This window comes from Streptococcus halitosis (assembly GCF_027691175.1).
GTDB classification, from domain to species: domain Bacteria; phylum Bacillota; class Bacilli; order Lactobacillales; family Streptococcaceae; genus Streptococcus; species Streptococcus halitosis_A.
In genome coordinates this window covers 147,532-171,872 of the sequence record NZ_JAQFBD010000002.1, presented here as the reverse complement: position 1 = coordinate 171,872, position 24,341 = coordinate 147,532, and the positions used below count along the sequence as shown (strand labels likewise).

Genomic DNA, 24,341 nt, shown 5'->3' with positions numbered 1-24,341 from the left:
TCCTTATTGGATCACTGCTCCTGTTTCAAAGTCGACCAGATAGTACTGGTTTCCTGACTTAACTTCCCAAATCGGCTTGTCCTGATAACGACCAAAGGTGATCTTGTCAATGTCGCTAGCTCCTTTTTCTCTCGAAATCGTCGCTGCCTTGTCTTGAGAAATCCCCTTATCAAGCTGATAAACATAAATCTTATGGTCATTCTTTTCAATCAGTACGGCAATGGCCTCTTGCTTTTTATTATGCCCCAAAACGCTGTAATAACCTTCTAGCCCATTATAAAAATCAACCTGGTCTGCCTGTTCCAATTCTGCATACTGCTTGGCTAGTTTTTCTCCCTCAACTCTAGCATCTTGATAGGGTTTCATGCTGAGTGATATCAGATAAAGGAAGGAAGTCGTCATGACTAGTACTACCAAAGCAATGCCGATTCCATACTGTAAAAGTAGCTTGTTTTTTGCTTTTTTCTGTCTTAGTTTCACTCGTCTATTTTACCATCTCTCCTTCTTTATTACAAGTGAAGACAGGAACATTCTAAGATTCTTTTCCTATAAAATATAAGTTCTTGTTTTTCTCTCTCATTATTGATAAAATAGCCTTATGAAACAATATTTGAAAGAGAAAATTTCCGATAATCAACTAGACTTAAAAACGGCTATCGTCTTCAATAAAGCCATACGAACTTTTAAACCATATGAAGCAAATGCTGCCAAAGAACACGGGCTAACACCCACCCAATTTTCAGTTTTGGAAACCCTCTATAGCAAGGGGGAACTACGCATTCAGGATTTGATTGAAAAAATGCTAGCCACTTCTGGAAACATGACTGTTGTCATTCGAAATATGGTTCGAGATGGATGGATTTCTAGAACTTGCGACCCCAAGGATCGTCGCTCCTTTTTCCTGAAATTAACACCTGCAGGACGCAGAAAAATCGAAGAGGTTCTTCCTGACCATATCGATTCTATCGTAGAAGCACTCAGCATCTTGGAAGATGGCGAAAAGGAAGACTTAATCCGCATTTTAAAAAAATTTAAAAATTTGTGAGCAAAATTATTGCTAATTAGTATCATTTGTTGTAACATAGATGGTGACAAAAGGGCTCGCTCTTTGAATTTTAAACTAAAGGAGACACATCATGTCTAAAAAAGTACTATTTATCGTCGGTTCACTTCGCCAAGGTTCTTTCAACCACCAAATGGCCCTTGAAGCTGAAAAAGCACTTGCTGGAAAAGCAGAAGTTAGCTATCTTGATTACTCAGCTGTTCCTCTCTTCAGCCAAGATTTGGAAGTTCCAACTCATCCAGCTGTAGCTGCTGCTCGTGAAGCAGTCCTTGCTGCGGATGCTATCTGGTTCTTCTCTCCAGTCTACAACTTCTCTATCCCTGGAACAGTTAAGAACTTGCTTGACTGGCTCTCTCGTGCCATTGATTTGTCTGATACACGTGGTGCTTCTGCCCTCCAAGATAAGTTTGTTACTGTCTCATCTGTAGCCAATGCCGGTCACGATCAACTCTTTGCGATTTACAAAGACCTCTTGCCATTTATCCGTACACAAGTCGTTGGTGACTTTACAGCTGCTCGTGTCAATGACTCTGCTTGGGCAGACGGAAAATTGGTGTTAGAAGAAGCAACTGCTTCATCACTTGCAAAACAAGCTGACGACCTTCTTACAGCCATCAACTAATCAAACAAAAACCAGCTCATTCGAGCTGGTTTTATGCTTGTTTCACAAAGACGAGTTCTAAATCACTGGATAAATCAGGTTGGTAGTCAAAACCGGCGAAGCTAAGCTTACGAGCTTGCTCAACTGTTTGAACTTGTCCTTCTATCAAGGCGGTCAAAAAGGCCCCACGCGCTTTTTTTGAAATGGTTGAATGGATTTTCAACTGACCTGCCTTATCCTCCATAAATTTAAAAGTCACCATCTTTTCTCTAATTTCCTTCGAAAATACGGTTTCAAACTCTGATGATAGGAGTGAGAATAGCAAGTCCTCATCCTGAAGTGCCTCATCATAGGCTGACTTCCAATGAGTCTTTAGGGTTTTACCAGCTACTTTTAACTTCATCAAAAAGTCCAAACGGTGTGGAGCCATAGGCGACAAGGCGGGGACAACACCGTATAAAGCCGAGGTAATCAGGACATGATTTTCAAGATAGGTTTGTTCAGCCTCGGTTAACCCATCTCGTTTGATGTGACGATACATGAGACCATCGAAAAGTTTCAAGGCTGGATAATGTTTAGCCCTGTGATCTTTTAAAGCTTGAATATGGCCGTACTCTTCTTCTGCTTTCTCGGCAGATACCTTATAAAAAGTCTCTAATTCACTAGCTGAGTAGTGCGCCAATGAGTCAAGGACTGCCTGACTTTCTTCCCTCAAGGGAAGCGCTTCGATACAAGGATAGTTTGTGTTCATTTCTTTTGCTGTTGGGATTAAAATTTTCATATTGTTAGTGTAGCATATTTTTCAACCACGACCAAGAATTTCATCTTAAAAACCTCGGTTCATACCGAGGTTTGTCTGTTTATTTTGTCCATCCTAACCAGATAGCCGCGAGAACAAGGGCTGTGCCAGCTAAGCTTGTTAAGATAGATAAGAATTTATCTTTTTTCTCCTTGAACTGAGAAAACCTATTTTTATACTCAATGAAAATCAAAGAGCAAACTAGGAAGCTAGCCGCAGGCTGTACTTGAGTACGGCAAGGCGACGCTGACGTAGTTTGAATTTGATTTTCGAAGAGTATTATTGTACTTTAAAGGTCTTGAGATAGTTATCTTTTCCAACTTGACCTTCGAAGGTTTGGCCATTTTCGAGGTAAGGAAGGTCGTCTGACACGGAAGCCTTGACCTTATAAATCTTGCCATCAATTTTGAAGAAGTAGACAGTATCACCTTTGATGACAGCTGATTTAAGGTCTGAGACGATACCCTTGATGTTTTCTACCGTTTCATTATCCAGCTCGAGGTCGTTTTTATTGGCATACTTGCTGAGGAGTTCATCTACCGTAGTTGCTACGATAACGTTTTGGTACTCCACGGCATCGACCAATGCATACTCCTTGACCAAGCCTGCATTGTCCTTCAAGCCCATGATATAGAGTGGTTTGTCATTGAGATTGACAAGGATAGGGAAGGTAGCCTTGTAGGCCTTCTCTTGAACTGCTCCTTCTGCGGAAGCTCGGGCAGATTCTTCGGTTGCTGATGCTAGATTGTACTTGGTGATTTCACCAGTGCGCATATTTTCAAGGATAAACCCTAGATTACTTTCATCAGCGTTTGCAGAAGTCACCCCCGTGTAAAGATAAATATCATTTCCGATAGAAAGATAGTTATAGCCCTCCGTCGTTTGGGTAACATTTTTCTTAGAAATCAAGGCATTCCAGAAACCGTCTTTATACTTACCGTTGTAGTTGATTTGTTCGATGGTTTCTTCTGCTGGATAGACACGATCCACCCATTCTGGTACTTCATCCAAGCTGTATTCCTTGGTTTCTCCATTGGTGGCGTCTAAGATAATAACAGACGAAGGGCGAGGGACTCCTAGACCAAACTGTTTTTGATAAACGGTTGCTACATAGAAAGGATTGCCTTCATCATCCACCTCAAAGGATGGCGTTTTAAAAATCTTGGTTGGGTACTTGATTCGAAGATGACGTTTGACGTCTCGGTTAAAATACTCAGAGTCCGAATACTTCATCGGTGTTTTTAAATCTACCAATTCCGCATTTCCTGTCACCATATCAACCTTGATATACTCGCCAATCCCCTTGGACTGATTATTGAACCATTTAATCGGATCAGCATATTCCAAAGGTGTCACCCGATAGGGCTTGCCATCAACTGTCAGCTGGGTATAAGTATCTGCTGCTACGTACTGGGAGACCTTATCCGTCAGAGACCCCAGGTAACGGTCACCAATCTTTTCTGCAGTGCTCCGATCTAGGATTGGAACCTTACTGGTATCACTCTTAGGAAAATCTTTAAAGTCTTTTTCTGTGATGGACACCACATTAGCATAATTTTTTGCTTGGAAAAAGCTAGAAGTTACTAGGCTTACCAGACCAGCAAGGGCAAAGATAAGTCCCGCGGCCAGCAACAATCCTCCACCTAGTCTATTAAAATGAAGCCCTTCTAGATTGAGTTCGTTGGCAGGCTTGCCATGACGTACATGAACCGTCTTGAGAAGATTGATATCCCTTCGAAAACTAAACAAAATTCCCATCACCACCAAATGTCCGCATAGGAAAAAAATAAATTCCCAACTCGTAAGATTAAGTGGTGGTAAAAAGATATACCAGGTCGTTGCGATAAAAACAAGTTCAAAGAGTATGCGTTTCATCTGAGTTCCTCCTAAATAATTCGTCCTTCCAAATGATCCAGTTCATGTTGGCAGATCTGAGCTGGAAAACCTGTCAGTGTAATGGTCTGTTCCTGCCACTTGCTATCGCGATAGGAAACCGTAATCGTTTCATAGCGAGTCGTTGACCGTACCCCAGTCAAGGACAAACACCCTTCCTCTGTCTCGTAAGGATCTTCAGAGGAAAGGAGAATGGGGTTAAACATAACTATGGGAACCAAGCCAAGATTAAAGATAATCACCCGCTTCTGCACGCCAATCATATTAGCCGCCAGACCAACACAGGTCTCGCGATTGGCTAGCAGGGTATCCTGTAAATCTCTAACCAGATAAAGGTCTTCCTGACTTGCAGGTTTCGAAACTTGCGACAGGAATAAGACATCTCGGACAATTTTCTTTTCCATTTCTTTCGCTCCTTGCCATTTTACTTTATTATAGCATAAAAGTGGATAACTCCTAACTATTCTCCTCAAATGCAAAAAAAGCCATCCGAAGATGACTTTCTTTTTAAATCGCGTTCTTATCAAAACCAAGCTTGCGTTGAACAAACTTAACGATTTCGACAATGAGTATCATTGAGAAGCTTCCAGCCAGAACAATGGCCCATTGTGACAAGTCTAGTTTGGTTACGTGGAAGATGCTTTCTAATGGGTCGATAACAATAGTTGATGCTAGTAAAATAAATGAAACCAAGATTGACCAGTTGAAAGTTTTAGATTTAAATGGACCAACAGTCAAAATAGACTGGTAAACAGATTTTACATTGTAGGCATGGAAGAGCTGGATCAAACCAAGTGTTGCAAAGGCCATAGTAAGAGCATCTGCGTGGATAGCTTGATTGTCACCCACATGAACTGGGTAAAGAAGGGCAAGACCATAAACGGACAGAACAAGGGCGCCTTGAAGGAGACCTTGATAGATAATGGAACTCATGACCCCACCTGAGAAGAAGCTTGACTTGCGTCCACGTGGTTTGTGGGTCATAACACCTGGCTCAGCTGGCTCAACACCGAGAGCAATAGCTGGGAAGGTATCCGTTACCAGGTTAATCCACAAGAGATGAACTGGCTGTAGGACATCCCAACCAAACAAGGTTGACAGGAAGATGGTTAATACTTCAGCCGTATTGGCAGAAAGAAGGTACTGAATAGTCTTTTGAATGTTTGAGAAAACCTTACGTCCTTCCTCAACTGCGATGATAATGGTCGCAAAGTTGTCATCCGCAAGAATCATATCAGAAGCCCCCTTAGAAACCTCTGTACCAGTTATTCCCATACCGATACCGATATCAGCTGTTTTCAGAGCTGGCGCATCATTAACACCATCACCTGTCATGGCAACGACCTTACCTTGATTTTGCCAAGCTTTCACGATACGAACCTTGTGTTCTGGAGATACACGCGCATAAACAGAGTATTGACCAACGACTTTTTCAAATTCTTCATCAGAAAGTTCGTTCAATTCCGCACCTGTCAGAACATGGTCCGCCGTATCTTTTTCATCAATGATTCCCAGACGTTTGGCAATGGCTTCCGCTGTGTCTTGGTGGTCACCAGTGATCATGATTGGACGGATTCCTGCTTCCTTAGCGACACGAACGGCTTCTTCAGCCTCTGGACGCTCAGGGTCAATCATTCCAATCAAACCAGTGAAGATCAAGTTGTTTTCAAGTTCTTCAGAAGTCAGGTTTTCTGGAATGCTGTCAATAATCTTATAAGCACCTGCAAGGACACGCAAGGCTTGGTGAGCCATGTCAGAGTTGTTTGTATGGATTAATTCAGTGACTTTCTCATCGATCGGAGCAATATCTCCAGCCTTGTCACGAGCAACACAACGTTTCAAAAGTTGATCTGGAGCCCCTTTGACTGCCACTAGGAATTTCCCATCTGGCAATGGGTGAACCGTTGACATGAGTTTACGATCTGAGTCAAACGGCAATTCAGCTACACGAGGATATTTCTCTAAAAATCCTTTAACATCATAGCCCTTATCCAAGGCATACTGGATGAAGGCTGTTTCCGTTGGATCCCCGATCAGGTTTCCTTCTGCATCAATCTTAGTATCATTAGCCAAAACAACAGAACGAAGAAGAGGCATTTCGAGACCTAGTTCAATGTCATCAGCTGAATCATGTAGGACTGCATCATAGAAGACTTTCTCGACTGTCATCTTGTTCATGGTAAGCGTACCAGTCTTATCAGAAGCGATGATTTCAGTTGAACCAAGCGTTTCAACTGCTGGCAACTTACGAACGATAGAGTTTCGTTTTGCCAAAACTTGAGTACCAAGGGCAAGAACGATGGTCACGATAGCAGGAAGTCCTTCTGGGATGGCTGCAACAGCAAGCGCAACAGAAGTCATCAACTCACCAAGTGGATCTTTGCCTTGGATGAAGACTCCAACTACAAAAGTAACAAGGGCAATAACCAAAATTGCATAGGTTAAGACCTTAGAAAGGTTGTTCAAGTTTTGTTTGAGTGGTGTGTCTGTCTCATCAGCATCTTGGAGCATGCCAGCGATATGACCCACTTCAGTATACATACCTGTATTGACAACAACACCAAGACCACGACCATAAGTCACGTTTGAGTTTTGGAAGGCCATATTGACACGGTCACCAATACCAGCATCTGCAGCAAGCTCGACTGTCAAGTCTTTTTCGACTGGAACAGACTCACCTGTCAAAGCCGCTTCTTCGATTTTAAGAGAGTTGGCTTCTAGCAAACGTAGGTCTGCTGGTACCACATCACCAGCTTCAAGGGCAACGATATCTCCTGGCACCAATTCTTTGGAATCAATCTCTGCCATGTGCCCATCACGAATAACGCGAGCAGCTGGACTGGACATAGACTTGAGGGCCTCGATGGCTTCTTCTGCTTTTCCTTCTTGGTAAACACCAAAGGCAGCGTTGATGATAACCACGGCTAGGATAATGATGGCATCTGCGATATCTTCCCCACCAGAAGTTATGACTGATAAGATAGCTGCAGCAATTAGGATGATAATCATCAAATCCTTAAACTGTTCAATGAATTTAACCAAGAGAGATTTTTTCTCACCCTCTTCCAGTTCATTGCGTCCATATTCAGCTTGGCGTTTTTGCGCTTCGCTTGACGAAAGGCCTTGCTCAGTTGCTTCAACTGACTTCAAGACCTCTTCAGGACTTTGAGTATAAAACGCTTGGCGTTTTTGTTCTTTTGACATGTGTCTCCTCCTTGACATTGTGTGCAAAACAAGTTCTCTTTTTGTTTTATGACAAACAAAAAGAGACTTGTTAATCATAACAAGTCTCGCTGTTTAAGATAGGGCCGGAAAGCATACTTTGCAGTACACAATTCGGAATGACGACACTATCACAGGTTTCTGCCAGCTACTCCCTTGAGTAGTACTATTATACCAAATTTTGAAAAGTTTTCAATCATTAAAATTCGATAAAGGAGGACTAAATTTGAATTTTCCCGCAAAAACCAGTATAATGAAAGAATATTACTTATACTGAAAAGGAAGTTTGATGAAGCAATCAATCTCAAATCTCAAGTTAGCTGAGCGTGGTGCTATTGTCAGTATCTCGACCTACTTACTCTTATCAGCAGCTAAATTAGCAACTGGACATCTACTTCATTCATCCAGTTTGGTAGCGGATGGTTTCAACAACGTATCAGATATCATTGGAAATGTTGCTCTCTTGATCGGCATTCGAATGGCTCGCCAGCCTGCAGACCGTGACCACCGCTTTGGACACTGGAAGATTGAAGATTTAGCTAGTTTGATCACTTCCATCATCATGTTCTACGTTGGCTTTGATGTGCTTCGGGATACCATTCAGAAAATCCTCAGTCGGGAACAAACGATTATCGATCCTCTGGGAGCATTTCTAGGAATCATTTCTGCAGCGGTTATGTTTGTCGTTTATCTCTATAACACACGCCTCAGTAAGAAATCCAAATCCAAAGCTCTAAAGGCAGCAGCTAAAGATAATCTTTCCGATGCAGTCACCTCGCTTGGGACTTCCATTGCTATCCTAGCCAGCAGTTTTAATTATCCGATTGTGGATAAATTAGTCGCTATCATCATCACTTTCTTTATCTTAAAGACAGCCTATGATATCTTTATCGAGTCTTCCTTCAGTCTTTCAGATGGTTTTGATGACCGGCTACTAGAAGACTACCAAAAGGCTATCATGGAAATTCCAAAGATTAGTAAGGTCAAGTCCCAAAGAGGGCGTACCTACGGTAGCAACATCTACCTTGATATCACCTTAGAAATGAATCCCGACTTATCTGTCTATGAAAGTCATGAGATTGCAGACCAGGTCGAGTCTATGCTAGAAGAGCGTTTTGGAGTCTTTGATACCGACGTCCATATCGAGCCAGCGCCTATACCTGAAGACGAAATTTTAGACAATGTCTACAAAAAACTGCTCATGCGCGAGCAATTGATTGACCAAGGAAACCAACTAGAAGAACTCCTTGCTGAGGACTTTCGCTATATCCGTCAAGATGGAGAGCAGATGGATAAAGAGGCCTATAAGGCTGAAAAAGAACTTAAAGCTGCAATTAAGGACATTCAGATTACCTCCATTAGTCAGAAAACCAAGCTCATTTGCTATAAGCTAGATGGCATCGTCCACACCAGTATCTGGCGTCGCCATGAGACTTGGCAAAATATCTTTCATCAAGAGACTAAAAAAGAAGAATAGAAAACTCCTGTCGTAATGACAGGAGTTTTCTATTCACCTAACTATCAAAGTCACTTAGGTATTCATAGCGTTCGTATTTTTCAAGGAGTTCTTCATTTTTCTCATCGAGCTCTTTCTGAAGCGTCGCTAGTTTGCCAAAGTCAGAACCATTTGCCTGCATCTCTTCTTCAATAGCAGCGATACAATTTTCCAAGGTTTCAATATCCCCTTCAATGCTTACCCACTCCTGCTTTTCTTGGTAGGTCATACGTTTCTTGTCTTCACGTACCTTGACCACTTTCTCCTTTTCGGCCTTTTGCACTTGATTGGCCATCTCTGTTTCAAAGGCTTTTTCATCAATATAGTCGGTATAATGACCAAAGAAAGTACGGATACTTCCATTCTCAAAGGCGAGAATCTTGGTCGCTACCTTATCCAAGAAATAGCGGTCATGGCTGACTGTCAAGACTGGTCCGGCAAAGCCTTGCAAGAAATTCTCCAAGACTGTCAAAGTCGCAATGTCTAGGTCATTGGTCGGCTCGTCCAAGAGGAGAACATTTGGTTTCTCCAGGAGAAGTTTGAGGAGATAAAGACGTTTTTTCTCGCCACCAGACAATTTCTCAATCAAGGTTCCATGCGTCGAACGTGGGAAGAGGAACTGCTCCAGCAACTCTGCAATGGAAGTCGTGGAACCACCACTGGTCTTAACCTCTTCTGCTACTTCCTGCAGGTAATTGATGACCCGTTTGCTTTCATCCAAGCCTTCGATTTGTTGAGAGAAATAGGCGATGCGAACAGTTTCCCCTCTCACAACTTGTCCTTCAGTTGGCTCAAGACTTCCTGCAATCAAGTTGAGTAGGGTTGATTTCCCAACACCGTTGTCCCCAACGATACCGATACGGTCTTTAGCTTGCACCAAGAGATTAAAATCTTGCAATATTGGCTTATTCTCATAAGCAAAGGAAACATTCTGAAACTCGATGACTTTCTTCCCAATCCGACTGGTCTCAAAATTCATGCTCAAGTCTGTCTCAGCAACGCCACCTGAAACTTCCTTTTTCAGGTCATGGAAACGATTAATACGAGCCTGCTGCTTGGTCGCACGCGCCTGCGGTTGTCTGCGCATCCAGGCCAATTCTTGCTTATAAAGTTGTTCCTTTTTATGGAGAAGGGCCGCATCACGCTCATCCTGTTCCGCCTTGAGGCGAACATAGTCCTGATAATTCCCCTGATACTCGGTCAAGCCTGCTCGGTCCAACTCGAAAATCCGCGTTGACAGCGCATCTAGGAAATAACGATCGTGGGTGATAAAGAGAACGGTCTTCTTGGAATTTTTCAAAAAGAGGGTTAGCCACTCAATGGTCGCAATGTCCAGATGGTTGGTCGGCTCGTCCAGAAGCAAGAGGTCGTGGTTTCCTAGGAGAACTTGCGCCAACTGGACCCGTCTTCTCAGACCACCTGACAGTTCCCCAACTGGAGTGGACAAGTCCTGAATACCCAGCTTGCTGAGAACCGTCTTGACCTGGCTTTCAATTTCCCAGGCTTGGAGAGAATCCATCTCTGCCATGACCCGTTCCAAACGACCCTGCTTGTCCTCGCTGTAGTTGAGCATGATCAACTCATACTCACGAATGAGCTGAATTTCCTTGAGGTCGCTGGAGAGAACCGTATCCAAGACCGTCTTGTTATCATCAAAATCAGGATCCTGTGTCAAGTAGCCAATCTTGTAGTCATTCTTAGCTGAAAAAGGACTGACATCCCCATCAAAGCCAGAAACACCAGAAAGGACGTCTAAAAGGGTGGTCTTACCAGTCCCATTGACACCTATCAGACCGATTCTGTCCAAGTCATGGATGATAAAAGAAATATCCTTAAAAACGGTCTTGTCACCAACGGATTTGCTTAGTTTTTCAACGATAAAATCACTCATTTTTTCTCCCTCAGGTAAGCATGGATTGCTTGACGATCATTTTCCAATTCTCCATCGACAATGGCAAACTCAATCTCTGTTAAAATCTCTCCCAAGTCTGGTCCTGGCTGGTAACCATATTCCTTAATCAAAATTCCACCGTTAATCTGAATTTCTTTCTTGTCATGAATGGTCAAACTCTGGTAAGTTTCTGTGATGGCTTGTGGATTGACTTCTTTTCCTTGGGCCTGACGAAGATTTTCAGCCTGTAAAAGTAAATCCAAGTCAAAGCGATAACAATCACGCTTGCTCAGCTCTCCTTCTTCTCGCAAAGCCAAAATGGTCAGCAAATCCTGAACCTGCTTGGCAAACTGGCGTGAGGTTTTCCATGCCTTCAAAAATGGCTGTGCATCTTTAATCTCCAAAGCCCACAACAGAGCCGCCCAAGCTTGTTCGGAGGATTCAAAAGTGAAATCATTCTCCAAATCAAACAGTTTGTTGAGCTTGTCCCGGCTTCCTGCCATGTCTGGAAGATAGTCATAAGCTCGACTCTCAATCATGGAAGACAGACCCACTCGCCAAAAAGGTGCCCGCAAGAGTTTATCAAACTCAACGAAGGTGCGCTCTACAGAAATTTTCTCCAAAAGCGACGTCAAAGTCTTCATCGCCTCAAAAGTTTCTGACTCAACTTTAAAACCGAGACTGGCCTGAAAACGGAAACCACGCATAATCCGCAGAGCATCCTCGTTAAAACGCTCACTAGCTACTCCAACTGCTCGCAAGACTTGGTTTTCCAAATCTTCTAAACCATGGAACAAGTCAATGATTTCGCCTGTCTCATCCAAGGCAAAGGCGTTGACTGTAAAATCACGGCGCTTGAGGTCCTCTTCTAGCGAACGCACAAAGGAAACCGCGCTGGGCCTGCGATAGTCCACATAGACATCTTCGGTCCGAAAGGTGGTTACCTCATACTCCTCGTCCCCTTCTAAAACTAAGACGGTTCCGTGCTCGATTCCAATATCAGCTGTTCGTGGAAAAATCTGCTTGGTCTCCTCTGGATAGGAAGAAGTCGCGATATCCACATCATGGATGGGACGATTGAGGAGGGCATCTCTGACGGAGCCCCCAACAAAATAGGCCTCAAAGCCTGCTTCTTTAATTTTTTCTAATACTGGTAAAGCCTTCTGAAATTCAGAAGGCATTTGCGTTAATCTCATAATAAGTGTTCTAATCCATAGACAAGCTCATGACGCTTGACAACTTCTTTAATTCCCAAATTGACCCCTGTCATGAAGGAGCTGCGATCATAGGAGTCATGCCGGAGAGTCAATCCTTCTCCCTGATTTCCAAAGATGACTTCCTGATGGGCTACCAAGCCTGGTAGACGGACCGAGTGGATGCGCATGCCATCAAAGTCAGCACCGCGAGCACCTGCAATCAATTCTTCCTCATCAGGCGCACCTTGCTGAATAGACTCTCGAACTTCCGCCATTAACTCAGCCGTTTTAATGGCTGTTCCGCTCGGAGCATCTTTTTTCTTGTCATGATGGAGCTCGATAATCTCTACATTTGGGAAATATTTGGCAGCCTGCGCCGCAAATTGCATAAGCAAGACAGCTCCCAAGGCAAAGTTAGGAGCAATCAAGCCACCCAAATCTTGTTCACGGGAAAATGCTTTTAGTTCTGCAATTTCGTCACTAGTGAATCCTGTTGTTCCAACTACTGGAGCAAAGCCATTTTCAAGAGCAAAGCGTGTATTTTCGTAGGCAACGGCTGGTGTAGTAAAGTCTACCCAGACATCCGCTTCAAACCCGGCTAAATCAGCCTTATCATTAAAGACAGGAATCCCTTGCCATTCTGACTCAGACTCAAAAGGATCCAAAACTGCGACCAAGTCCAAGTCTGGATCAGCCAAGACCATCTGACAAGCAGCTTGGCCCATCTTTCCCTTAAACCCGGCAATAATTACTCGAATACTCATCACTACTCCTGACTAAGATACAAAGGACGTTAGCTGCCCATGAAAAATAGGGAATGGCGCTGACTTTCCATGAAAGGCAAGACAGGCATCTTTTTTCAAGAGGCAGGTAGGCCGTGTTCAATTGCTAAGATACAAAGCTTGTAAAAACAATTTAGACGATTGGTGTATAGCTCAAGGCGATACTACCTTCTCCAAGGTGGGTCCCAATGACACTACCAAAGGTTTCAATTGGAATTTCAGCAGTCACACCACTCTCCATCAAAAGCTGACGTAAATCCGCTGCCTTTTGAGGAGCGTTCCCATGGATGACTGTTATACGGTAGTTCCCATCTTTTGTCAACTCCTTGATGATTTCCACCAAACGTTTAATTGCTTTCTTTTCTGTACGAACTTTTTCGTAAACTTCAATCACACCTTGGTCATTGAAATAAAGAATAGGCTTGATACTGAGGAGATTCCCTAAGATGGCTGCCCCATTTGACAAACGTCCTCCTTTAACCAAGTGGTCGAGGTCATCTACTATGATAAAGGCTGAATTATCAGCAATTTGAATCCCCAACTTCTCCTGAATCTGGGCAAAATCATCGCCTTGTTCTGCCCATTCAAAGGCACTCTCTACCATAAATCCTAGAGGGGAACTTGTGATATGGGTATCTGGAAAGGCAATGGTCAAGTCATCATACTCATCCAACATGTATTGGATGTTCTGATAAAAGCCTGAAATTCCTGACGAAAGAAAGAGTCCCAAGACATGGGTATAGCCTTCATCTTTCAAGGAACTTAGAATCTCATCCAATTTGGCAATACTCGGTTGACTAGTTTTAGGCAATTCTGCAGACTGAGCCATTTTTTGATAAAATTCCTCAGCAGTTAGATTGACACCTTCAACATACTCCTCTCCATCAATATTGACAGGAATATCCAAGATAAAAAGATTCTCTCTTTGCAGCGTCTTCTCCTCTAAATAGGCTGAAGAATCTGTAATGACAGCTAATTTCATGACTAAAACTCCAAATTGATCCCTGGAAGATCCAAGGCGATTTCTGTTACTTCATACGTCAAACGATTGAGCATGTTCAAACATGGACGTGCCAAGGTTTCGACTTCTTCTTGGTTAAATTCGCTTGGTTCGTTGACAATACGACCTTCCACATGGTTAACTTGGGAAATCGTTCCGCTGATGACAAATTTGTCAAAGACAATCATGAAGCTCAAGATAACGACAAGCGAAGTCACTTGATTTTCTTGGTCATGTTGGAGCAACTGAAAGTTCACGTCTACCTTGGTTTCAGGAGCTCCATTTTCATTTTCCCATTCAAAGTTACGAGCATCAAAGTGATACTGGCTAACAAATTCTTGTTCTCGTTTAAGATTCATTTTTCTCTCCCATTGCTACAATTTACTATGCAATTGTACCACATTTTTATCATTTCATCTAGTTTTCTAGGCTTTAGTCAATTCCGATTTCATCTTTAACAACAGCAGCAATCGTATCTACGTAGTAGTTCACTTCTTCTGTTGTTGGCGCTTCTGCCATGACACGCAAGAGGGGTTCTGTTCCGCTTGGGCGGACAAGGATACGACCGTTCCCTGCCATCTCTTCTTCCATCTTTTCGATGATTGTCTTGATGGCTGGTACTTCCATGGCTTTCTCTTTCATGGCATTTTCCACTCGGATATTGACCAGTTTTTGTGGGTAAATCGTCACTTCTGATGCTAGTTGAGACAAGCTCTTGCCTGTTTCTTTCATGATTTTAGTCAATTGAACAGCTGATAATTGACCATCACCAGTTGTATTGTAGTCCATCAAGATAACGTGACCAGACTGTTCACCACCAAGGTTGTAGCCTGATTTTCTCATTTCTTCAACGACATAGCGGTCTCCAACAGCAGTCACTGCCTTGTTAATACCAGCACTCTCCAAGGCCTTATGGAAGCCAAGGTTAGACATAACCGTTGTCACGATGGTGTTTTGAGCCAACTGGCCTTTTTCAGAAAGGTATTTTCCGATGATGTACATGATCTTATCACCATCGACGATGTCGCCATTTTCATCAACAGCAATCAAACGGTCACTATCTCCGTCAAAGGCCAAACCAATAGCTGACTGGCTTTCTTTGACCACTTCTTGAAGAGCTTCTGGATGTGTAGAACCCACATTCAAGTTGATATTAAGACCATCTGGTGTTTCGCCAATAACTGTCAACTGGGCACCTAGATCAGCGAAAATCTGACGGGCACTTGTAGCTGCTGCACCATTGGCTGTATCCAAGGCAACTTTCATTCCCTCAAGAGGAGTTCCAGTTGAAACAAGGTAGCCTTCATACTTACGCAAACCTTCTGGATAGTCCACCAAGGTTCCCAAGCCCTCTGCACTCGGACGAGGAAGTGTGTCTTCGGCAGCGTCCAACAAGGCTTCGATTTCTGCTTCTTTTTCGTCATCAAGTTTGAATCCATCCCCACCAAAGAACTTAATTCCATTATCAAGGGCTGGGTTGTGACTCGCTGAAATCATGACACCCGCACTAGCTCCCTCAGTTTTAACCAAATAAGCTACTGCTGGTGTTGCAAGGACACCAAGTTTGTAGACGTGAATCCCTACTGATAGAAGACCTGCCACCAAGGCAGATTCTAGCATTTCTCCTGAGATACGTGTATCACGTCCTACAAAGACTTTAGGGGCTTCTGTTTCGTGTTGGCTAAGAACATAACCACCAAAACGTCCCAGTTTAAAGGCCAATTCTGGCGTCAATTCTACGTTTGCTTCTCCACGGACTCCATCGGTCCCAAAATATTTACCCATTTTATTTATCATCCTTTTCTATTATTTATTATTGTTTAGACGAATCTGATTTTGTTTCTGAACTCGTTGAAGACGAACTGCCTTCTGAGGAACTTGTTGACGAGTTACTTGAACTAGACGTTGCTGTTTTTGTTGTAATTTTCATAGTTGTGTCAAACGGCATAATGACGCTTGGTAAGACATTTCCATTTTTATCGACTGCTTGTAGAGGAACAGAGGACGAGTAGTTTCTAGTTATCCGTTCACTCGTCGGTAAGATGGCAATGACACGATCTACTTTGGAGAGGGTTTCCTCATCACTAATAACCGTTACTTTTTCATCTGATACAGTAACTGTATCGATTTTCACGCGAGAATCAATCTGACTAGGATCAATCTCCGGCACAACAATGACATTGTCCCGTTTTGCTTTTTTACCAACCTTCACTGTTATCTTTTGCGGTGTCGCAACAGCCGTCAAACCACTCGGTAAATTTTCAATAGTCAGAGGAACTTCGATGGTTCCTACACTAGCATCAGAAAGATCAGCCGTCACCTTAAATTTGCGGGTACTTTCCTGCATCTCACTCGCCAAAGCAACTCTGTTTGACCCTGTTAGAAAGACCGTCACTTCAGATGTAAAACCACTGATAAAATACTGATCACTGTCATACTGAATATCAATTGGGACATTAAGAACTGTGTTTGTATAAGTCTCCGTTCGCACCTGTCTGGCACTGTTGCTATTCTGATAGTTTGTCAATGTTGCATAGATAAAGAGAATGCAGGCGAAAAAGAAGGAAGAAATGATGTATAAACTATTTTTTCTCATGTTTCAATCCTCCTAGCAAGCGCTCTTTCAGACCTTGCTTTTTCTCTGACTTTGGAAGTAAGATTCTTCTCAATTCAGATTCAAACTCTTCCAAGGTCAAATCGTGCTTAAAGACTCCATTATAGGTGATGGAGATTCCACCCGTTTCTTCCGAAACCACAAAGGTAAGAGCATCTGACACTTCCGACAAACCAATCGCCGCCCTGTGACGCGTTCCAAACTCCTTGGAAATCCCGGTATCTTCAGTCAAGGGTAGATAGGCTGAAGTTACAGCAATTCGGTCTTCCTTGATAATGACAGCACCATCATGCAAGGGAGTGTTGGGAATGAAAATATTGATAAGCAATTCAGCCGAAATTTTAGCATCTAAAGGGATCCCTGTCGAGATGTATTCCTGCAAGGTTCTTACTCGCTGAACCACTACAAGCGCCCCAATCTTACGAGGACTCATGTATTCAACTGATTTCACAAATGAACGAACCATCTGCTCTTCCGCACTAATAGGGGCATTGGAGAAGAAATCAGTAGCCCGGCCCAATCGCTCCAAACCAGTCCGAATCTCTGGTGAAAAGATAACCACCGCTGCAATCACCCCGTAGGTGATGATCTGATTGATCAACCAGGAAATAGTCGTTAAACCAATCATATTGGAAAGAATCTGGGCTAGAATAAAAACTAAGACCCCACGGACCAATATCATAATCTTGGTGCCTGCAATAGCTTTAGTAAAATGATATAAAATATAAGTCACAATGAGAATATCAATCAGATTGGTGACTATACTCCAAGGACTTGAAAACAAACTCGTCCAGTATTGTAAATTGGATAATTGTTGAAAATTCATCCTTGGCCTCCTCCCTGTCAAAACACTTTACTCATCATTATACCATTTTCTGCTCATTTTTTCCCCATCCTACTTCATTTTAAATTAAGCAAAATTATGATACAATAAACTGACTAGAAAAAACGAAGGAGAAATCATGTCTCAACTCTATGATATTACCATTGTAGGGGGCGGTCCTGTCGGCCTCTTTGCTGCCTTTTACGCCCACCTACGCCAAGCCAAAGTCCAAATCATCGACTCTCTTCCCCAACTCGGTGGTCAACCAGCCATCCTCTACCCTGAAAAGCAAATCCTTGACGTGCCAGGTTTTCCAAACTTAACTGGGGAAGAGCTGACCAATCGCTTGATTGAACAGCTAAACGGCTTTGATACCCCTATTCATCTCAATGAAACCGTTCTTGAAATTAATAAACAAGATCAAGGATTTACCATTACAACCAACAAGGGAAGTCACCTGACTAAAACCGTTATCATTGCTATGGGTGGTGGCGCCTTCAAGCCACGTCCGCTCGAATTAGATGGCGTTGAAAACTATGAAAATATCCACTACCACGTTTCCAATATCCAACAATACGCTGGCAAGAAAGTAACCATCCTTGGTGGGGGAGACTCAGCTGTGGACTGGGCTCTAGCTTTTGAAAAAATTGCGCCAACTACCCTTGTTCACCGTCGAGATAACTTCCGCGCCTTGGAACACAGTGTGCAAGCCCTGCAAGAATCATCTGTAACCATCAAGACACCGTTCGTTCCTAGCCAACTTATCGGAGATGGAAAAACACTCGACAAACTAGAAATCACCAAAGTCAAATCGGATGAAGCAGAAACGATTGACTTAGACCACCTCTTTGTCAATTACGGCTTCAAGTCTTCTGTCGGAAATCTAAAAAAATGGGGTCTGGATCTCAACCGACACAAGATTATCGTCAACAGCAAACAGGAATCTAGCCAAGTAGGTATCTATGCTATCGGCGACTGCTGTTACTATGAAGGAAAAATTGATTTGATCGCGACAGGACTGGGTGAAGCGCCAACAGCTGTTAACAATGCTATCAACTACATCGACCCAGACCAAAAAGTGCAACCAAAACACTCAACAAGTTTATAAGAAAAGAACCACGGATTGAACAATCCGTGGTTTTATAGTTCATCAGCAATCTTGTTTATTTTTCTAAGTCTGTGGTTGACACCACTTTTGGTTAGGGGATTGCTCAGGCTATCTGCCAACTGCTGGATAGAGTAGTCTGGATGCTGAATCCGCAACTGCGCTACCTCCTGCAAATCCACGGGTAAATTTTCCAAACCCATTCTATCTTTGATTTTACTGATATTATTAATGGTCTTCATACTAGCAGAAACCGTTCGAGCGATATTAGCTGTCTCGACATTATTAGCCCGATTGAGATCGTTACGAGTTTCACGCAAAATCTTGACGCGCTCAAAATTATCACGCGCCTGCATGGCCCCAATCACAATCAAGAAATCCATAATGTCTTCTGCCCGCTGGAGATAGGTAACTGCACCTTTCTTTCGCTCAATAACCTTAGCGTCCAGCAAAAACTGCTGGAGGAGAGAGGCCAATCCTTGTGCATGGTCCAGATAAACGGAACTAATCTCCAACTGATACTTACCAGACTCCGGATCTCGGATGCTACCATTTGCCAGAAAGGCCCCACATAAGTAAGCACGACCAGCTTCTTCATCTGCTAAGATATCGGGATCAATACCCGTCTCCAAACCAAAGAAGGAATCCGCAAGCCGCAAATCAGCCAAAAGCTCCTGCACCCTCTCATCGGTATAGACCGTGTAGACACGATTCTTGCGAAGATTGCTTCTCTGATGGTGATGAATTTCTGACTTGATGTCATAAAAATGGAGAAAAGACTCATAAAGATGACGAGCTAACTTGGCATTTTCGGTCACGACGGACAAGGTCAGGCCTGAAGTAGAGAGACCGATACTGCCAGACATCTTGATGATGGCAGACAATTCATGACGACTGAGATGGTGCTGACCAAGAATTTCTTCTTTTACTGCAACTGTAAAACTCATTTTCTCACCTGTATAATGCGCATCAATTCGTCTACAATCAAATCGCCATCATGGAAGGCTCCTCCATTTTCCAAACGAAGGAAGTTGGATGAAATCACACGAGGAACCTGCTTGCAAAGACCAGCAAAATCATGCTCTACCTGAACCAAATACTCATCAAAACGGTTGGTATCCATGTATTCTCTAGGAACCTTTTCGATATTGACCAAGACCGTATCGATAAAAGGCCGACCTAAGTGTCGATGGAGGACTTCCACGTGGTCACTGTCTGAAAAGTACTCTGTTTCCCCACGCTGGGTCATGATATTGCAGACATAGGCGATCTCAGCCTTAGTCTCCAAGAGAGCCTGTCCAATCTCCTCAATAACAATATTCGGCAAAATCGATGTAAAGAGGGAACCAGGCCCCAAGACGATCATGTCACTCTCGAGAATGGTATTGACTACTCGACGGCTGGCTTGGGGTGTTTCATCATCCAAGGTATTGGTCACATAGACATGGTCGATCATACCTGGATGGTCTGCAATGTGGCTCTCACCTGCCACCTCAGAACCGTCTTTAAAGACTGCATGCAGTGTCAGAGGCTGATCGCTCGATGGGTAAATTTTTCCTGTTGTGTGGAAAAAGAGACTTAGCAGCTGCATGGCATTATAAGTGGACCCTTGCATTTCAGAAAGCCCTGCTATAATGATATTTCCTAGAGGATGACCCGCAAAAGCTCCAGCCTCTTCTGAGAAACGGTACTGAAAAACCTTCTCATAAAACTTAGGCATATCCGACATGGCTACCAGAACATTGCGAAGATCGCCTGGTGGTGTCAGCTGTTGGATATTCTTTCTTAGTTCACCAGAAGAGCCACCATCATCAGCTACCGTTACGATGGCTGCGATATCAACATCCTTTTCTCGCAAGCTTTTCAAAATGACGGGGATACCTGTTCCTCCACCAATTACCGTTATCTTTGGTTTTCTCATGAACGGTTTACCGTTTCCTTTCTTCTGTCTTTATCACGATGGCTTTCATTGACAGGCCAATTTTTAGCAAGGTCCTCAGCTATGCGCTTGGCAAAGGCTACACTACGGTGTTGTCCACCTGTACATCCTACTGCAATGGTCAAGACGGACTTGCCTTCTTTTTTGTAACTTGGCAAAATGGGCTCAATCAAGGCGAGTAAGTGCTGATAAAAACTTTCAGACTCTTCATGATTCATCACATAGTCATAAACTGCTTGATCCTCACCTGTCTGATTGCGAAGTTCAGGGAGGTAGTATGGATTTGGCAAGAAACGGACATCAAAGACCAAGTCTGCATCGATAGGGATACCATACTTGAATCCAAAAGACATGACTTCGATACGGAAAGACTGGGCCTGTTCTTGATCTGAAAATTGCTCTGCAATGGTTTTACGAAGCTCACGCGGAGTGAGTTCGGTCGTATCCACCACATTTTGGCTCATGTTTTTCAAAGGTGCCAAGAGTTCGCGTTCCAGCTTGATGCCATCTAAAATCCGACCATCTGCAGCTAGAGGGTGACTTCGTCTAGTTTCCTTATAGCGTGCCACCAATTCCTTATCTGCTGCGTCTAAAAAGAGAATTTTGAAGTCCAAATCGTCTTGGTTTTCCAATTCATCCAAAACAGCCTGAATCTCTGAAAAGAAAGAACGGCTCCGCATATCGACTACTAGGGCTAACTTATGGTCATCATCCTTGGTCTCAACCAACTGCAAAAACTTTGGCAAGAGGGCTGGTGGCATATTGTCAATAGTGAAATATCCCAAATCCTCGAAGGACTGAATGGCTACCGTTTTCCCTGCGCCACTCATCCCTGTCACAATCACCAGGTGAAGTTGTTTCTTTGTCATCTATCTCTCCTTATATCAAAAAAAGTTTGGCAGAGCCAAACTTCAACTAGCTTATCCAATCTCTGCAATCACTTCAATTTCGACTTTTACATCACGAGGAAGACGTGCAACCTCTACAGCTGAACGAGCTGGAAATTCCTCTTTAAAGGCAGTCTGGTAAACCTCGTTAAAAGGAACAAAGTCATTCATATCGCTCAAGAAGCAAGTTGTTTTGACAACATGGTCAAAGTCTGTTCCTGCTTCAGCCAAAATAGCACCGATATTTTTCAAGACTTGTTCTGTCTGTTCTTGGATCGTTTCTCCTACAATTTCTCCAGTTTCAGGAGATAGGGGAACTTGACCGCTAGCAAACAAAAGATTGCCAACGATTTTTCCTTGAACATATGGTCCGATAGCTTTTGGAGCTTTGTCTGTATGAATTGTTTTTGCCATTTCTTTCCCTCACAATTTTTCTAATATTGCATCCCAAGCCTGATCCATCCCTGTCTTGCTGACAGATGAAAAGAGGATGAAGTCGTCACTTGGGTCAAAGTTTAATTTCTTTTTGATTGCTGATTCGTGCTTGTTCCACTTACCGCGAGGAATCTTGTCCGCCTTGGTCGCAACGATGATAACCGGAATCTCATAATACTTGAGAAATTCGTACATCTGCACATCATCTGCTGACGGGTCATGACGAAAATCCACCAGACTGACCACGGCACGGAGATTTTCCCTAGTCGTCAGGTACTCCTCAATCATGCGCCCCCACTTTTCACGTTCCTTTTTGGAAACGCGGGCATAGCCATAACCTGGTACATCCACAAAACGCATCTTGTCATCAATATTAAAGAAGTTGAGCAGCTGGGTTTTACCAGGTTTCCCCGATGTACGAGCAAGATTTTTGCGGTTCAACATGGTGTTGATAAAGCTAGATTTACCAACATTTGAACGTCCTGCTAGAGCAATCTCTGGCAGTTCATCCTGCGGATAGTGGGATTTATTAGCCGCACTGAGCAAGATTTCAGCATTGTGTGTATTAAGTTCCATAGTCACCTCTAGGCTGTTTCTAGGATGGGTTTTTCCGTTCCATCGACAGCTTCTTTCGTGATGCGAACCAATTTCACATTTTCCTGACTCGGTACTTCAAACATAACATCTAGCATGGTTTCTTCAATGATTGAGCGAAGACCACGCGCACCCGTTTTGCGTTCGATGGCTTTATTAGCGATTTCTTGAAGGGCTTCATCGTCAAATTCCAATTCAACATCATCATAAGAAAGCAAGGTTTGGTATTGTTTGACCAAGGCATTTCTTGGCTCTTTCAAGATGCGAACCAAGTCATCAACCGTCAATTGCTCAAGAGCTGCAAAGACAGGCAAGCGTCCAATCAACTCAGGGATAATACCAAATTTTTGAATGTCTTCTGCGATGATTTCTTGCATGTAGGAGCTATTTTCGTCAATCGCCTTGTTATTTTGGCCAAAACCGATGACTTTTTCTCCCAGACGTTGTTTCACAATTTCTTCGATGCCATCAAAAGCACCACCCACGATAAAGAGGATATTTTTAGTATCCACCTGAATCATCTCTTGTTGTGGATGTTTGCGTCCTCCTTGAGGTGGCACGCTAGCGACAGTTCCCTCGATAATCTTGAGAAGGGCTTGTTGTACCCCTTCGCCCGAAACGTCACGTGTGATAGACACATTCTCGCTCTTCTTGGCAATTTTGTCAATTTCATCCACGTAGATAATCCCACGTTCTGCACGTTCGATGTTAAAGTCAGCAGCCTGCAAAAGTTTGAGGAGGATATTTTCCACGTCCTCACCCACATAACCAGCCTCAGTCAGAGCTGTCGCATCTGCAATAGCGAAAGGCACGTTCAAGCTCTTAGCCAAGGTCTGAGCCAAGAAAGTTTTCCCTGAACCAGTTGGGCCAATCATCAGGATATTTGACTTCTGCAAATCCACATCTTCTGACTCTTCACGCGTATCGTGGAAATTGATGCGTTTATAGTGATTGTATACAGCCACTGCCAAGGCACGTTTGGCACGATCTTGACCAATCACATAGTGGTTCAAGATATTGAGGAGCTCGATTGGTTTTGGCACTTCAGACAAGTCTGCCAAAACTTCTTCGGCCAACTCCTCCCGAATGATTTCCTGGGCCAACTCCACACATTCATTACAGATAAAAGCGTTGTTCCCAGCGATTATTTTCTTTACTTCTTCTTGGCTTTTGCCACAAAATGAGCAATAAACCATCATATCATTTTTCCTATTTGTAGGCATGATTTCCTTCCATTCTAATTTATCATTCTATCTAAAATAAGTTCATGTAAAAAGCATGAATACTGTTTACCAGATTGGTAAAGGCATTCAACCAGAGTAAGGCAGACAGTCCATAGCGCTTCTTACGAAAAGCCTGTGCTCCAGTCAAGATACAGATTACACACAAAAAAGCTGTGAAAAATCCAAATATACTGCGCTCCATTAGACTTCCTTTCTATCTCGGTATTCGATGGTAAAATCATAGTCGTTTTTCTCATCTCGGGTGTAAGATTTGCTTGCGACCGTCTCAAAACGAGACAAGTCAAACGCCTCAGGGAAATAGGTATCTCCCTCTATCTGAGCATGAATCTGTGTCACGATGATTTCATCTAAATAAGGCTCAAAAGCCTGAAAAATCTGTTTTCCGCCAATGATATAGAGATTTTTTTCTTGACTCTGATACCACGCTAAAACAGACTCCACATCTTGAAATACGAGCGCCCCATCTATGACCTCTTCGCTATTGCGCGTTAAAATCAGGGTTTGCCGTTTTGGAAGCAGACGACGTCCCATGCCATCAAAGGTCACTCGTCCCATCAGTATGGCATGATTTAAAGTTGTTTCCTTAAAATGTTGCAACTCTGCCGGCAAATGCCAAGGGAGACGATTTTCCTTCCCAATCACACCTTTTTCATCCTGGGCCCAAATGGCTATGATTTTCTTTGTCATGCTTCCGTCCTTTTTATTGATATTACTATTTTATCAAAATTCTCCCAAAAAGACTGTTTTGAAACGCGCGC

The 24,341-nt window shown here is 43.2% G+C and carries 26 protein-coding genes; 4 read left to right on the top strand and 22 right to left on the bottom strand.

The features are described 5' to 3' along the window. Nucleotides 1–3: 3 nt before the first annotated feature. Nucleotides 4–480: a DUF5590 domain-containing protein gene (locus PG086_RS07480; RefSeq protein ID WP_000776858.1), complete on the bottom strand. Its 477-nt coding sequence runs from the start codon at nucleotides 478–480 to the stop codon at nucleotides 4–6. A 118-nt stretch (nucleotides 481–598) separates the two neighbouring features. On the opposite strand from PG086_RS07480, the gene PG086_RS07475 reads away from it, so the two are divergent. Both PG086_RS07475 and PG086_RS07470 read left to right on the top strand, forming a co-directional pair. Continuing rightward, on the top strand, nucleotides 599–1,045 hold the full coding sequence (locus tag PG086_RS07475; protein ID WP_084944944.1) for a MarR family winged helix-turn-helix transcriptional regulator: 447 nt from the start codon (nucleotides 599–601) through the stop codon (nucleotides 1,043–1,045). Between the two features lie 91 nt (nucleotides 1,046–1,136). After that, nucleotides 1,137–1,685, top strand: a complete 549-nt coding sequence (locus PG086_RS07470) for an NADPH-dependent FMN reductase (protein ID WP_270748411.1) — start codon at nucleotides 1,137–1,139, stop codon at nucleotides 1,683–1,685. Nucleotides 1,686–1,716: 31 nt separating this feature from the next. Here PG086_RS07470 and yaaA read toward each other — a convergent pair whose 3' ends face one another. The 5 genes from yaaA to PG086_RS07445 all read right to left on the bottom strand — a co-directional run bounded on the left by yaaA (nucleotide 1,717) and on the right by PG086_RS07445 (nucleotide 7,560). Continuing rightward, entirely contained in the window at nucleotides 1,717–2,445 is a 729-nt protein-coding gene (yaaA, locus tag PG086_RS07465) for a peroxide stress protein YaaA (RefSeq protein WP_167265292.1), read from the bottom strand. A 79-nt stretch (nucleotides 2,446–2,524) separates the two neighbouring features. Continuing rightward, entirely contained in the window at nucleotides 2,525–2,656 is a 132-nt protein-coding gene (locus PG086_RS07460) for a DUF3953 domain-containing protein (RefSeq protein WP_002878149.1), read from the bottom strand. Nucleotides 2,657–2,742: 86 nt separating this feature from the next. After that, on the bottom strand, nucleotides 2,743–4,338 hold the full coding sequence (locus tag PG086_RS07455) for a hypothetical protein (protein WP_270748409.1): 1,596 nt from the start codon (nucleotides 4,336–4,338) through the stop codon (nucleotides 2,743–2,745). A gap of 11 nt (nucleotides 4,339–4,349) precedes the next feature. After that, nucleotides 4,350–4,760, bottom strand: coding sequence for a peptide deformylase (locus PG086_RS07450; protein WP_270748408.1), 411 nt, complete (start codon nucleotides 4,758–4,760; stop codon nucleotides 4,350–4,352). Between the two features lie 103 nt (nucleotides 4,761–4,863). Continuing rightward, nucleotides 4,864–7,560, bottom strand: a complete 2,697-nt coding sequence (locus PG086_RS07445) for a cation-translocating P-type ATPase (RefSeq protein ID WP_270748407.1) — start codon at nucleotides 7,558–7,560, stop codon at nucleotides 4,864–4,866. Between the two features lie 307 nt (nucleotides 7,561–7,867). On the opposite strand from PG086_RS07445, the gene mntE reads away from it, so the two are divergent. Then, complete coding sequence (gene mntE / locus PG086_RS07440; protein ID WP_270748406.1) at nucleotides 7,868–9,055, top strand: CDF family manganese efflux transporter MntE; 1,188 nt, start codon at nucleotides 7,868–7,870, stop codon at nucleotides 9,053–9,055. A 37-nt stretch (nucleotides 9,056–9,092) separates the two neighbouring features. On the opposite strand, the gene PG086_RS07435 is transcribed toward mntE, so the two are convergent. The 8 genes from PG086_RS07435 to cdaA form a co-directional block, all read right to left on the bottom strand. Next, complete coding sequence (locus tag PG086_RS07435; protein WP_270748404.1) at nucleotides 9,093–10,964, bottom strand: ABC-F family ATP-binding cassette domain-containing protein; 1,872 nt, start codon at nucleotides 10,962–10,964, stop codon at nucleotides 9,093–9,095. Further along, on the bottom strand, nucleotides 10,961–12,160 hold the full coding sequence (locus PG086_RS07430; protein WP_109290154.1) for a CCA tRNA nucleotidyltransferase: 1,200 nt from the start codon (nucleotides 12,158–12,160) through the stop codon (nucleotides 10,961–10,963). The genes PG086_RS07435 and PG086_RS07430 overlap by 4 nt, the downstream gene beginning before the upstream one ends. Then, nucleotides 12,157–12,924, bottom strand: a complete 768-nt coding sequence (gene dapB, locus PG086_RS07425; RefSeq protein ID WP_084974916.1) for a 4-hydroxy-tetrahydrodipicolinate reductase — start codon at nucleotides 12,922–12,924, stop codon at nucleotides 12,157–12,159. The genes PG086_RS07430 and dapB overlap by 4 nt, the downstream gene beginning before the upstream one ends. A gap of 151 nt (nucleotides 12,925–13,075) precedes the next feature. After that, nucleotides 13,076–13,924 carry a DegV family protein gene (locus PG086_RS07420; protein ID WP_109290155.1) on the bottom strand — a complete coding sequence of 283 codons (849 nt, stop codon included), beginning with the start codon at nucleotides 13,922–13,924 and terminating at the stop codon, nucleotides 13,076–13,078. 2 nt (nucleotides 13,925–13,926) lie between these two features. Further along, nucleotides 13,927–14,301, bottom strand: coding sequence for a DUF1149 family protein (locus PG086_RS07415; protein ID WP_001050092.1), 375 nt, complete (start codon nucleotides 14,299–14,301; stop codon nucleotides 13,927–13,929). A gap of 73 nt (nucleotides 14,302–14,374) precedes the next feature. Further along, complete coding sequence (gene glmM / locus PG086_RS07410; RefSeq protein ID WP_167265693.1) at nucleotides 14,375–15,727, bottom strand: phosphoglucosamine mutase; 1,353 nt, start codon at nucleotides 15,725–15,727, stop codon at nucleotides 14,375–14,377. 28 nt (nucleotides 15,728–15,755) lie between these two features. Further along, nucleotides 15,756–16,538 (bottom strand): YbbR-like domain-containing protein, encoded by a 783-nt coding sequence (locus PG086_RS07405; RefSeq protein ID WP_001230923.1) that lies wholly within the window; start codon nucleotides 16,536–16,538, stop codon nucleotides 15,756–15,758. Beyond that, nucleotides 16,525–17,382 (bottom strand): diadenylate cyclase CdaA, encoded by an 858-nt coding sequence (cdaA, locus tag PG086_RS07400; protein ID WP_167265280.1) that lies wholly within the window; start codon nucleotides 17,380–17,382, stop codon nucleotides 16,525–16,527. The genes PG086_RS07405 and cdaA overlap by 14 nt, the downstream gene beginning before the upstream one ends. Nucleotides 17,383–17,518: 136 nt before the next feature. Here cdaA and PG086_RS07395 point away from each other — a divergent pair, with 136 nt between their 5' ends. Beyond that, a complete protein-coding gene (locus PG086_RS07395) occupies nucleotides 17,519–18,487 on the top strand; it encodes an NAD(P)/FAD-dependent oxidoreductase (protein WP_270748401.1) in 969 nt (322 codons plus the stop codon). Nucleotides 18,488–18,519: 32 nt separating this feature from the next. Here PG086_RS07395 and whiA read toward each other — a convergent pair whose 3' ends face one another. From whiA to PG086_RS07355, 8 genes are read right to left on the bottom strand one after another with little or no spacing between them, the layout of a single operon-like run. Next, a complete protein-coding gene (gene whiA / locus PG086_RS07390) occupies nucleotides 18,520–19,431 on the bottom strand; it encodes a DNA-binding protein WhiA (RefSeq protein WP_268702709.1) in 912 nt (303 codons plus the stop codon). After that, nucleotides 19,428–20,405: a YvcK family protein gene (locus PG086_RS07385; protein WP_001231060.1), complete on the bottom strand. Its 978-nt coding sequence runs from the start codon at nucleotides 20,403–20,405 to the stop codon at nucleotides 19,428–19,430. The genes whiA and PG086_RS07385 overlap by 4 nt, the downstream gene beginning before the upstream one ends. Further along, nucleotides 20,402–21,292 (bottom strand): RNase adapter RapZ, encoded by an 891-nt coding sequence (gene rapZ, locus PG086_RS07380; RefSeq protein ID WP_000163039.1) that lies wholly within the window; start codon nucleotides 21,290–21,292, stop codon nucleotides 20,402–20,404. The genes PG086_RS07385 and rapZ overlap by 4 nt, the downstream gene beginning before the upstream one ends. A gap of 51 nt (nucleotides 21,293–21,343) precedes the next feature. Continuing rightward, on the bottom strand, nucleotides 21,344–21,724 hold the full coding sequence (locus PG086_RS07375) for a RidA family protein (protein WP_001140420.1): 381 nt from the start codon (nucleotides 21,722–21,724) through the stop codon (nucleotides 21,344–21,346). 9 nt (nucleotides 21,725–21,733) lie between these two features. After that, on the bottom strand, nucleotides 21,734–22,321 hold the full coding sequence (yihA, locus tag PG086_RS07370) for a ribosome biogenesis GTP-binding protein YihA/YsxC (protein ID WP_000422603.1): 588 nt from the start codon (nucleotides 22,319–22,321) through the stop codon (nucleotides 21,734–21,736). 8 nt (nucleotides 22,322–22,329) lie between these two features. Next, nucleotides 22,330–23,562, bottom strand: coding sequence for an ATP-dependent Clp protease ATP-binding subunit ClpX (gene clpX, locus PG086_RS07365; RefSeq protein ID WP_002874765.1), 1,233 nt, complete (start codon nucleotides 23,560–23,562; stop codon nucleotides 22,330–22,332). Between the two features lie 31 nt (nucleotides 23,563–23,593). Further along, on the bottom strand, nucleotides 23,594–23,764 hold the full coding sequence (locus PG086_RS07360) for a hypothetical protein (RefSeq protein WP_000442251.1): 171 nt from the start codon (nucleotides 23,762–23,764) through the stop codon (nucleotides 23,594–23,596). After that, on the bottom strand, nucleotides 23,764–24,270 hold the full coding sequence (locus tag PG086_RS07355; protein WP_033606214.1) for a dihydrofolate reductase: 507 nt from the start codon (nucleotides 24,268–24,270) through the stop codon (nucleotides 23,764–23,766). Before PG086_RS07355 ends, PG086_RS07360 begins: the two co-directional genes overlap by 1 nt. Nucleotides 24,271–24,341 lie beyond the last annotated feature (71 nt).